2 protein-coding genes are annotated in these 9,622 nt (G+C 68.4%); both read right to left on the bottom strand.

Features of this window, described 5'->3' with window-relative positions; all coding sequences use genetic code 11:
* The coding region (locus K678_RS05275; RefSeq protein ID WP_155804463.1) for a non-ribosomal peptide synthetase at positions 1–4,135 on the bottom strand (4,135 nt) is incomplete at its 3' end.
* Positions 4,132–9,459 (bottom strand): non-ribosomal peptide synthetase, encoded by a 5,328-nt coding sequence (locus tag K678_RS05270; protein ID WP_021131422.1) that lies wholly within the window; start codon positions 9,457–9,459, stop codon positions 4,132–4,134. The genes K678_RS05270 and K678_RS05275, both read right to left, overlap by 4 nt.
* Positions 9,460–9,622: the final 163 nt, after the last annotated feature.

The raw sequence follows: 9,622 nt of genomic DNA, 5'->3' as shown, positions 1-9,622 counted from the left end.
CCAGCGACTCGATCCACCGCCGCGCCGTGGCGGCTTCGTACAGGGCCGCATTGACGTACCAATGCAGGACCAGACTTCCGTCGGGCTGGGCCTCGTGAACCAGCACCATGTCCTGGGCGGGGGCATTGCGGCGCAGTTCGTAGCGCGGCTCCGGGCCGCTCGGCAGGGTGACGGCGGCAAAGCGGACCGGACCGGGTGCGACCACTTCGCCCGCGCCGGGATTTTCGGTTACCGCGAAATCAAACAAGGGGAACCGGCCCGGATGGGGGGGATGGGACGGATCGCGCCGCGCCTCCTGAGACATCCGGGCGAAGGGATAACGGGCGTGGGGTAACGCCTCGGCCAAGGTCTGTTGCATCGCCCGCACCGCAGGTGCAAGCGGCGCATCCGCCTCGATCCGGCAGGGCAGCGGGATCATGTTGATGCCATAGCCGACCGTCTCCGCCTCGGCCACACTCTCGCGGGTCGAGGCCGCCATTCCCAGCAGGAAGGCCGACCGTCCGGTCCGTCGCCGCACCTCGCGGGCCAGCAGGGTCAGCATCAGCGCGTGGAGGCTGGCCCCATTGGCGCGGGCAAGCTCACGCAAACCGGCGGTGGTGGAGGGAGACAGGCGCAGGCTGTAGCAATGCGCGCCCTGCCCGGTCCGGGTCAGCGGACGGGGGAAATCGAGCGGCCAATCGTCGAACGGATGCGCCCCGTCCGGGGTACCATCGCCGAGCGTTTCCAGCGCACGCCGCCAATAGGCCGCATCCTCTCGGCTGGCGGGCGATTCGAGGTAACCCTCTTCCCGGCCGACCGAAACGGCAACCATGTCGGCCAACGGAGCCAGATCCTCCCCCCGCAGCAGAGCGGATAAATCCTCGACCAACACCCCCAGCGAAACGCCGTCCCCGACCGCATGGTGCAGCGCCAACCAGAACAGCGGCGGCTCCGATCCGGCCAGGGTGACCAGACCGGCCCGCCACAACGGCGGGCAATCCATCGCCAACGGCTCGCCTTGGCGGGCGCGGATCGCGGCCAGGGCAGCGGCAAGATCAGGGGCTTCGGTGGCCTCGAACGATCCGTCGACGTCCTCGGCAATGATCCGGCGCAGCACGCCCGCTTCATCCTCGGCAAAGCGGGTCCGCAGCGCCGGATGACGGGCGACCAGCGCCGCCCAAGCCTGCTGCCAGAGACGCGGCGGTGGCACCTCGCCCTCAACCCGCAGGATCAGGGGCAGGATGAAGCCGCGCGTGTCGAACCCGGCCTGCGCGGCAACCCAGAAATCGCGCTGGCCCAGGCTGGCACGGTCGGAGCGGCGCAGTTCCTCGGGCGGCTGGGTGGCTTGGGCCGCGACCCGGCGGGCGAACCCGGCCAGGGTTGGATCGGCGAACAGATCGCGGGCCGACACCGGATAGCCCAACCTCGTCTCGAGCCGGTGCGCCAGCGCGATTGCCAGCAGGCTGTGCCCGCCCAGCGCGAAGAAATTATCGTCACGAGAAACCGGACCGTGTCCAAGCACTTCGCCCCACAGAACGGCGATCTCGCGCTCCAACCCGTCTTGCGGCGGCTCGCGCCCAGGCCTCCCCCCCGTCCGGGCGGCAAGCAGACGCCCCAGCGCCGCCTTATCGACTTTGCCCGAGGCAGAGAGCGGGATCGCGGCAATCTCGATCAGCGCCGCCGGGATCATGTAAGCGGGCAAGGATTCGGCCAGAAAAGCCCGCCATTCCGCGTCGGTGGGCAGGGCGTGGCCGGGAGCAAGCCGGACGAACCCCCACAGACTTTGGCTCTGCCCCGCCGCGCCGTCCAGAACCACCGCCGCCTGGGCGATGGCGGGATGGCGGCCAAGCGCATGTTCGATCTCGCCCGGTTCGATCCGGATGCCGTTCAGCTTTACCTGATCGTCGGCGCGGCCAAGAATCTCCAGCTCTCCCGACGCGCTCCACCGCCCCAGATCGCCCGAGCGATAGCGCCGCCCCTCGGGCGTGTCGATGAAGGCGGCGGCACTCGCCTCGGGCCGTGCGAGATAGCCCTTGGCCAGCCCAGCCCCGCCCAGCCAAATTTCGCCAATCGCACCGGGCGGCACCCTGTGCCCCGTTGGGTCGCACAGATGCACGCTGGTATTGGGCAGCGGCCGCCCCGCAATCAGCGGGACCGCGGGATCGGGCGACAAAATCCCCATCGTGCTGGTGATCGCGTTCTCGGTCGGGCCATAGGCGTTGAAATAGCAAAGCCGCCCGGCATAGGCCCGGACATCGGCGGCGAACGGAGCCTCGCCCCCGGTCACCAGCGCCCGCAGAGAGGGCAGATCGGCCCCGTCGAACAGCCGCAGATAGGTCGGCGTGATGTCGGCGACGCTGATCTTCATCTCGGTCAGGAAGGTGCGGAAACGGCTGGGCGCACTTAAAACCGGATAGGGCACCGAGCACAAAGCCGCGCCAAAGGCCAGCGGCAGGCCAAGATCGGACAGCGAGACATCGAACGACGGCGAGGCCATCGCCAGGGTCCTATCGTCGGGGCCAAGGCCCAGCGCCTCGCCCGCGCCCAGGATTGTATTGAGATAGGCATCGTGGCCGATCAGCGTTCCCTTGGGCCGCCCGGTCGAGCCGGACGTATAGAGGATATAGGCGATCGCGTCGGCCTCACCCGCCCGCGCCAGCCGATGGGTATGATTGGCGCGAAACGCCGGATCGATCGCCTCGGGCCGCAGCAGTGGGGGCAGGATCGCGGCTAGGTCGAGAGGCACCGCAAGCCCGTCCAGTGCGATCAGATCAATCGCTCCGGCATCGGCGGCGATCAGCCTCAGCCGCTCGGGCGGCAAATCGGCGGCCAGCGGCAGATAGATCGCGCCCGCCTTCCATAAACCGAGCAGGGCAGCGGGCAAAGCAGCCGAGCGTTCGGTCAGCACCCCGACCACCGCCCCCGGCACCACCCCCCGCTGCGCCAAGGCATGGGCGATGACGTTGGCATCCTGCTCCAGTGCGCCATAGCTGACATCACCGTCCGGGGTCAGGATCGCCGGGCGCCGCCCCTGCTCCGCCCCGCCCTGGTCCAGCATGTGTTCGAAAAACTGGTCAAAGCGAAGCGGCGGACGGGCCACCGCACCTCCCTGCTCGCAGTCTCTCAGCCACGCCGCCTCGGCGGGCAGCAACGGCGGCAGCGGCGCTTCGGCCCGGTCGATCGCCTCGCCCAGCCAGCGCGCCCAGCCGGTCAGGGAATTAAACCAGGCCGCCGCGCTGTCGGCACGAAACAATGCGGCATTAACATGCCATTGCAGCACCAGACCGCCATCGTCCGCCGCTTCGTGGGTCAGCACCATATCCTGGCCGGGCGAGGCATCGGTCCGCTCATAAGGCGCAGATTCCAGCCGGACCAGACGGCACCGGTCAGGCACCGCTGAGACAGGCGGGAGCGGGTTTTCCGTCACCACCAGATCGAACAGGGGGAAGCGGGCGGGATGGCGAACGCCGGTCCTGGTGCCGTGCCATTCCTGGTAGATCCGGGCAAAAGGATAGCGGCCATGCTGCAAGCCCTCGGCCAGCACCGCCTGCACCGCCCGCAACGCTGCCCCGAACGAGATCGGTCGGGGCAGATGGCACGGCACCGGCAGCATGTTGACATAGCAGCCGACAATCCCGCCCTCGGCCTCGGTTTCCCGAAGCGAGGCAGGCGAGCCGAGCACGATATCGGTCCGACCATCGCGCCGCCCCGCCTCCAGCGCCAACAGAGTCATCATCACCGCGTGCAAAGACGTGGCATGGGCACGGGCCAGCGCTTTCAGCCCGGCGACGATTGCGGGTTCCAGCCGCGTCTCGAAGCGATGATTGCCGGGCGGTACCGCCAGCGAACGGGGATGGTCCAGCCGCCCGTCCTCGAACGCGGAATCGGGCACGGCGGCCAGACGGGCCCGCCAGAAGGCGGCATCGGCGGCCGCCTCGGGACCGGCCAGATAGGCCAGTTCGGCCCCGGCTGATTGGGCGAAAAGGCCAGCAGGCGGCGCCAGCCGCTCGCCCCGCAGCCGGGCGGCAAACTCGGCCAGCAGCAGCCCGACCGAGTGGCCGTCCCCAATCGCGTGATGAAGACCGAGCCAAAGCAGAATTTCGCCGCTGCTCTCGACCCTGACCCGCCCTAGCCGCCACAAAGGCGGGTTCCTCATCGCGAACGGGACGCTCTGGCGCTGGCGGATATGGGCGCGGGCGGAAACAAGATCGGGACAAGCCGCGTCCTCGATTGTGATCCCCCCTCCAGCCGGGGGGCAATCACAATCCGCAGATCGCCCGCTTCGTCGGGGTGGAACGAGGCCCGCAGCAAAGGATGACGCTCGACCAGATCGGCCCAGGCCTGAGCCCACGCCTCCAGTTCAGGCGGCACCCCCACCATTTGGCGCAGTACCGGAATGGTAAAGGTCCTGGTGTCGAGCCCGGCCTGTTCGGCGGTCCAGAACTCGATTTGGCCCAGGGTAGCGCGGTCGCTGGTATCCTCCCCTGCCCCGCTGTCGGCAGCATCGGCCGCCGCCGCGACCCGTTGCGCGAAATCGGCCAGCACCGGCGCGGCGAACAGATCGCGCGCCGTCACCTTACGGCCCAGTTCAGCCGACAGACGGTGGGCGATGGTGACAGCCAGCAGCGAATTGCCGCCAAGGGCGAAGAAATTATCCTCGCGCCAGATGTCGGTCCCCAGCAACGAGCCCCACAGAGCGGCAATCGCCGCTTCGATTTCCCCTTGCGGCGGGGTGCGGTGGCTGTCGTCTGGCCGCGACCGGGGCAGAGCCAGCAGCGCAGCCCCGTCGATCTTGCCCGCCAGGGTCAGTGGAATCGTCTCGATTGCCAGGATCGCGGCGGGAATCATGTGATAGGGCAGACTGTGCCCCAACGCGGCCCGCCATTCCTCTTGCGACGGCATCGCCGCGCCGGGGCACAGCCGGACAAAGCCCCACAGCGCCTTGGTCCCGTTCGCCGCCGCCTCGACCAGCACGACGGCCTCTTCGATCGCAGGGACCGCGCGTAGCGCCTGCTCGATCTCGCCCAGTTCGACCCGCTGACCGTGCAACTTGATCTGGAAGTCGATCCGACCGACGATTTCCAACCTGCCATCGTCGCTCCACCGCCCCAGATCGCCGGTGCGATAAAACCGTCCGTCCGGGCCGGTGATGAAGCGCAGGGCATTCAGGTCGGGGGCGTTGGCATAGCCCCGCGCCAGCCCGGCCCCGCCCAGCCAGACCTCGCCCACCACCCCCGGCGGTACCGGGGTTCCGTCCTCGCGCCGGATCGAAATCCGGGTATTGGCGAGCGGCTGACCCACGCTCAGCGGTCGGGACCGATCAAAATCGGCGGGGATCAGATCGGCGCTGACAAAGATGCAGGTCTCGGTCGGGCCATAGGCGTTCCAGAACGCGGCCTGATCGGCATGGCAGGCGACATCGTCGAGCGTCGGGGCCTCACCGCCGGTCAGCAGGACCCGCATCCCGCGAAACGGGGTCTGCCGACTGATCCGCAGATAAGAGGGGGCATGGAACGCCGCCGTGACGCCATGGCGGGCGTAATAGGCCTTCAGCGCCCACGGATCGTCACGCAAGCTCCGCGAGATCGGCACCAAGGCCAGACCGAGCAACAGCCCGATTCCCAATTCCCACAAGGACGCATCAAAGCCCGGCGTCGCGACCAGGGCGAAGCGGTCGTTTGGGGTCAGGCCAAAGGTCTCCCCGCTCATCAGGATCGCGTTGATCAGGCTGTCATGCTGAAGCAGCACCCCCTTGGGCGTGCCCGTCGTGCCCGAGGTATAGATGATATAGGCGATGTCCTGCGGCGATCCCGCGACCGCCGGGCGGGGCGGAGCGACCTCATCCCCCGCTGCGTCGGATTGGGGGCGCAGGATCGTTCCAACCGCGTCCTCCAGCGCCGGTGGCACCGCCAAACCTTCCGGCGCGATCAGAATCCGCGCCCCGGCATCGCGGGCCATCAACGCCAGCCGCTCGGGCGGCTGTTCGGCGGCCAGCGGCAGATAGGCCGCCCCCGCCTTCCAGATGCCCAAAACTGCGGCGGGCAGGTCGGGACCGGTTTCGGCCAGCACCGCCACCGGCTCCTCGCGGACGACGCCCAGCCCGATCAGGCTGGCGGCAATCCGGTTGGCGCGGCGTTCCAGTTCACCAAAGCGGACAAGGCCGCCCTCGCCCGCCACCGCGATCCGCTCCGGCTCGCGGTCGGCCCAAGCCTCGAACACTTGATGCGCCCGCAGTGGCGGCCGAGGCCGGATCGGACCGGCTTCCCAGCCCGCCAATAACGCCGCCTCGGGCGGCAGCAGCGGCGGCAATGGTGCTTCGGCCCGGCTGATATCCTCGGCCAGCCAGCGCGCCCACCCGGCAAACCCGGCCAGCCAGTTTTGCGCCGTCGCCAGAGTGAACAGATCGGGAGTCCACACCAGCATCAGATCGATGCCCCCATCCGGGGCGGGTTCGTGGCTGAAGACCAGATCGAGCCCACCGGCCGGATGCGCCCGCCAGCCCGGAGGGGTTTGCGGCACCAGCGCGAACGATGCCGCTGGATCGGCACTCAGCCGCGACGGATTGGCGGTGAGGGTGACGTCGAACAATTCGGTGCGCGATTGCGGCCGCGCCTCGGGATGCTGGTGGCGGAACTCGCGGTAAATCTCGCCTGACGGGCTGGCGGCATGGTCGGCTGCCTCGCTCAACACCGCCTGGGCCTGCTCAATCCGCGCCATCAACGATTCGGTGCCCCCGACCGGCAGGATCAGCGGCAGCAGATTGACGAAATAGCCGACCGAGCGCTCCGCCCCCGGCGGGCGGGTCTCGATCGCGGTGCCGAGCAGCAGAGAGGCGCGCCCGGTGCGCCGTCCCGCTTCCGCTGCCAGCAGGGCCAGCAGCAGCGCGTGCAGACCAGCCCCGTGCGCCTGGGCCAGCCGGGTCAGCGCGGCGGCAATTTCGGGACCAAGGTGCTCGACCAGCGGGGCCGCCCCGTCTCCGCTGGGGACAGGAGGACGGCGGTGATCGGTGGGGAGTTCGGCGAACAGATCGCCCTCCTCGTGGACTGCCGCGCCCAGCCGGTCGCGCCAGTAGGCGGCATCGCGCCCGGACTGGCCCGAAGCGATGGCCCGGCGTTCGGCGCGGGCGGCCTGCACCGCCCCGTCAGCGGCGGGCGGCAGAGGGAGCCCTTGCGCCAGGGCATACAGATCGTCTTGGATGATTCGGGCGGACAGACCGTCGGCAACGACATGATGGAGGGTGAACCAGACGATGGTGCCGTCCCCGCCCACCTCGACCAGACCGGCCCGGGCCAAGGGCGGGCGGGACAAATCGAACGGCGGATCGGCCCGCGCCGCGATCCGGGCGGCGACATCCTCGGCCCGCTCGCAGCAATCATGGCTGAACCCGGCTTCGGGCGGCAAGTCTGCAACGGCGATGGTCCGGCACTGCACCGTCCCTGCGGCGGTTGAGGCAAAGGACGAGCGCAAGGCGGGGTGACGGGCCAGAACCTCGGCCCAGGCCGCCTGCCAGCGTTCTAGCGGCGGCGCACTGCCCTGCACCGCCAAAATCCGGGTGATCTGCGCCCCAATCGTCGCCAGCCCAAGCTGACGGGCGAGCCAGAAATCCTGCTGCCCGGCAACCGCCAGATCGTCGGGATCGAACGACTCCTCCGCCGCCTCGTCCTCGGCCAAGCTCTCGATCCGGTCGGCCAGACCGGCCAGGGTTCCCGCCGCCAGCACGATCCGCGCCGTCACCGGATATCCCGCCGCCTGCAAAGACTGGCTGACCGCGACCGCCAGCAGGCTGGTGCCGCCCAGGGCAAAAAAGCTGTCCTCGCGCCAGACCGGGCCGCAGCCCAGGCACGCATCCCAAATCGCGGCGATCCGCTGCTCCAGCGACCCGTGCGGCGGCGTCCCGCTCCGCGCCGATGCCGCCTCGTCGGCTAGCGCCTGCAACGCCTTGCGGTCGGCCTTGCCCGAGGGATTGAGAGGCATCCGGGCGATCGTCCGCACCTCGGACGGCATCATATAGGCGGGCAAGGTCTGCCCCAGAACCGCATGCCATGCCTCCAGCGGACGCGCCATCGCCGGATCGCTTTCGACGAAAGCGATCAGCCGCCCCCGGTACTGGATCAAAGCGGCATGGCCGATTCCGTCCTGGCGCAACAACGCGGTCTCGATCTCGCCCAGCGCCACCGCCTGCCCCGAGACCTTGACGACGTCATCGGCCCGCCCGAGCGAGATCAGATCGCCGCCCGGAGTCCAGCGGCCAAGATCATTGCTGCGATAGGCCCGGCCGAACCGGGTCTCGACAAAGCGTTCGGCGGTCATCTCCGGCCGGTCGAGATAGCCGCGGGCGAGCCCTACTCCCACCACATGGATTTCGCCGATCCCTCCCGCCGGGACCTCGTTGCCGTCTTCGTCCAGCAGCACGATTGCCATATTGGCCATCGGCCGTCCGCTCGGCAGCGGATCGGGATCGTCGGGCGAGACCTTGCGCAGGCAGATCGTGCCGCAGACCTCGGTGGCGCCGTGGATGTTCCAATAATCGAGCCGGGCAGCATAGGCCCGCGCGTCCTGGGCGTTGGGACGCTCCCCCGCCGTTATCACGCAGCGCAGACCGTCCGGCACCGCCCCCTGGAACAGCCGCAGATAAGAGGGCGTGAACATCGCGACGCTGACACGGTGGCGGGACATCAGCGCCAGCATCGCGGCGGGATCGTCGAGCAAAGCCCGCGAGGCCGGGACATAGGCAGCACCGGCCAGCATTGGCAGGCACAATTCGCGCAGACCCAGGATGAAGCCGGGCGTCGCGGACAGCAAGAAACGGTCGGCGGCGGTGATGCCCAGAGTCTCGATATGGCCCAGGCTCATATTGATGCAGGCGTCATGCTGAAGCAGCACGCCCTTCGGCTCGCCGGTCGAGCCAGAGGTGAACAGGATCACCGCCAGATCGGAGGGAGAGCCGGGCCGGTCGGGCCGGTGTCCGTCGCGGGCCAAGTGCTCTCGCGTCAGATCCTCGGGCCGCAGGATCGTTGGGGCCATCATCGCGTCGAGCAGGGCTGCGGGCGGCTCCAACCCGTCGAGCACGATCAAATGCCGTATCTTCGCCTGGGCGGCGATATTGGCCAGCCGCAGCGGCGGCAAATCCGCCCCCATCGGCACATAGACCCCGCCCGCCTTCAAGATCGCCAGAAAGGCCAGCGGCAAATCGCCCGAGCGATTGGTCAGCACCCCCACCGCCTCTTCGCGGGTCACCCCCTGGGCGATCAGGGCATGAGCCAGGGCGTTGGCCCGGCGCTCCAGATCGCGATAGGTCAGCAGGCCATGGTCGGACACGATTGCCGCCGCTTCGGGCTGACGTTCGACGATCTGTTCAAAGACGTGATGAAAACGCCGAATCGGCCAAGACCGCACCGGCCCGGCATGGTGGGGCCGGAGGGACGCGGCATGAGGGGAAGATAAACCTGCGGCCTTCAGATCGAGAGACAGATTATCCATTCAGGAACATCCAGATGCCCCACCGGAAATAAGCCGGAACAGGACGCGACCGGGGCTATACAAGTTCAGGAAACAAGCACTTCACCTTAAAAACATATTTTTATATCAGAAAATAACCGAATCAACCAAAGATTGCTGAATATCCAGGATTAAATATTAACAA

The organism is Magnetospirillum fulvum MGU-K5, from assembly GCF_000442515.1.
Taxonomy (GTDB): Bacteria; Pseudomonadota; Alphaproteobacteria; order Rhodospirillales; family Magnetospirillaceae; genus Phaeospirillum; species Phaeospirillum fulvum_B.
Note: the sequence above shows the minus strand (reverse complement) of the source record. Positions and strands in the feature narration are given on the sequence as shown.

Bases quoted from the DNA above. Each gene is read 5' to 3' on its own strand.
- K678_RS05270 (WP_021131422.1), bottom strand. From the start codon at position 9,459: ATGGATAATCTGTCTCTCGATCTGAAGGCCGCAGGTTTATCTTCCCCT.